Consider the following 2,169-nt stretch of genomic DNA (forward strand, 5'->3'; position numbering starts at 1 on the left):
GGCACGCGCGGTTCCTCGGCGGCCGGGGCGACGACGGCCACCTGCAGCGCGCGGGGCACCTTGCGCCCCTCGCGCAGGTTCGGCGCCGGCGCGGTCGGCACCAGCGGCTTGCGCTCGCCCGAGCGGGCCCGCTGGGAGAACCAGATGACCTTGCCGCCGACGTCGGTGGAGCAGCACCCCCAGCCGTCGCTCATGGCGGCGATGCGCTCCAGGCAGGCCCGCAGGTGCCGGTCGGGGCGCAGATGGCGGTCGTCGCCCCCGAGGGCGGTGATCAGATGCTGGCCGTTCCACCACATCTCGATCGAGGTGTGCTTGTCGGTGGCGTGCTCGTCGATGGCCTCGAGCAGCATCCCGGCGCCGCGGCAGACCGGCTCTACGAGCGTCTGGAGGTCCCAGTGGTTCAGGTGCGCGGCCAGGATGCGCCCGACCTGTCCTACGCGTTCCGGGCTGACGTCCACATCGAGGTGGTAGTAGCAGGGGACTGCGGTCTTCATCTCGTTCGCTCCTCACCGGCGAGGCTCCGCTTTCGGTCGGCCCGACGGACGGGCCGTGGACACGAAGCGTGAGCGGTAATCGCTTCAGAGTCACAACCACAGTGGGGTTGCTACGCCATTCGTGCAACACGAGCGCACCACAATCAAGATCCAACAGGACGTTGGGTGATGCGCCGTGCACCATAAGTGAAGGCCTCGGGAGGTTGGACGTTTTCGCACCTCTGCGGAAAGGGCCGACCCGCTCGTCTCGAGCGGCGTACCTCGTGAACTCCCGGAAGGTGAACAGCGCGATGCTGCAACCAGCGAAGACCGAAGTCGCCAGAACCCTGCGCAGTTTCCGGTCCTGGGAGCGGGCCATGCTCGCGCACCCCGAGGACCGCACCGCGCGGGCCGCCTTCGAGGACTGCGGGTACACGCTGTGCGTGCTGATGGGCAAGCGGTGCGCCAGGGAGGCCGCGGACGCCGCGGAGCAGTATCTGCGCGCCGGCACGGCCGCCCGCCACCGCGAGCGCCGGGGCACGAGCCTGAGGAACGGCGCCGCACGGCTCACCGTGACGCGCCCCCTGCCCTGCCTGCCCGCGGAGACATAGCCGCCCGCGGCGGAGCAGTTCCCTCGCCCAACACCGGGCGAACGAAGCAATTTTCAGTCAGCGGAGGTACAGAGGTGAAGTCCACCAGGGCGATCGGCCGGATCCCGGTGCGGGACGTCGAACCGCGTGTGGAGTGCGGGAGACGGCCGGCGAAAGCCGTGGTCGGTGAGACGGTGCGGATCTCCGCGACGGTGTTCCGCGAGGGTCACGACGTCATCGGCGCCAACGTGGTCCTCAAGAGCCCGGAGGGCGGCCGCGGGCCCTGGACGCCGATGCGGGAGCTCGCCCCCGGCAGCGACCGCTGGGGCGCGGACGTGACGCTGGAGGCCATGGGCCGCTGGACCTTCGCCGTAGAGGCCTGGAGCGACCCGATCGCCACCTGGCGCCGCGCCGCCGAGATCAAGATCCCGGCGGGGATCGACCCGGGACTGGTCCTCGAGGAGGGCGGCCTGCTCCACGAGAAGGCCGCCGCCCGCGCGCCGCGCGGCCCGCAGCGCGCCCTGCTGCGGGAGACGGCGAAGAGGCTCCTCGACGACACGACCTCGGTGGCCGAGCGCTACGCCGCGGCGTTGACGCCGGAGGTGGACGCCGTGCTGGCGCGGTCTCCGCTGCGGGAGCTGGTGACCGCGTCGGAGCCGCTGCCGCTGCTGGTGGAACGCGAACGCGCCCTGTACGGCTCCTGGTACGAGTTCTTCCCCCGCTCCGAGGGCACCCCGCAACAGCCGCACGGCACCTTCCGCACCGCCGCCCGCAGACTCCCCGCGATCGCCGCGATGGGCTTCGACGTCGTCTACCTCCCCCCGATCCACCCCATCGGCGCCACCTTCCGCAAGGGCCGCAACAACACCCTCGACCCCCGGCCCGACGACGTCGGCGTGCCCTGGGCGATCGGCTCCCCCGAAGGCGGCCACGACGCCGTCCACCCCGCGCTGGGCACCCTGGAGGACTTCGCCTGGTTCGTCGAGCAGGCCCGCGCCCTGGACCTGGAGATCGCCCTCGACTTCGCCCTGCAGTGCTCCCCCGACCACCCCTGGGTCCACAAACACCCCGAGTGGTTCCACCACCGCCCCGACGGCACCATCGCC

3 protein-coding genes are annotated in these 2,169 nt (G+C 71.7%); 2 read left to right on the forward strand and 1 reads right to left on the reverse strand.

Annotated elements, in window-relative coordinates; genetic code table 11:
* Positions 1–494: pep a2 (locus ABT300_RS43440; protein WP_351688540.1), on the reverse strand; the 494-nt coding region annotated here is incomplete at its 3' end.
* Positions 495–784: 290 nt separating this feature from the next.
* On the opposite strand from ABT300_RS43440, the gene ABT300_RS43445 reads away from it, so the two are divergent.
* A complete protein-coding gene (locus ABT300_RS43445) occupies positions 785–1,084 on the forward strand; it encodes a DUF5133 domain-containing protein (RefSeq protein WP_351688543.1) in 300 nt (99 codons plus the stop codon).
* A 74-nt stretch (positions 1,085–1,158) separates the two neighbouring features.
* Positions 1,159–2,169 (forward strand): maltotransferase domain-containing protein (locus ABT300_RS43450; RefSeq protein WP_351688546.1); only part of this gene is annotated, 1,011 nt, incomplete at its 3' end.

This window comes from Streptomyces sp. NPDC001027 (assembly GCF_040299045.1).
Taxonomy (GTDB): Bacteria; Actinomycetota; Actinomycetes; order Streptomycetales; family Streptomycetaceae; genus Streptomyces.

Bases quoted from the DNA above. Each gene is read 5' to 3' on its own strand.
- ABT300_RS43445 (WP_351688543.1), top strand. From the start codon at position 785: ATGCTGCAACCAGCGAAGACCGAAGTCGCCAGAACCCTGCGCAGTTTC.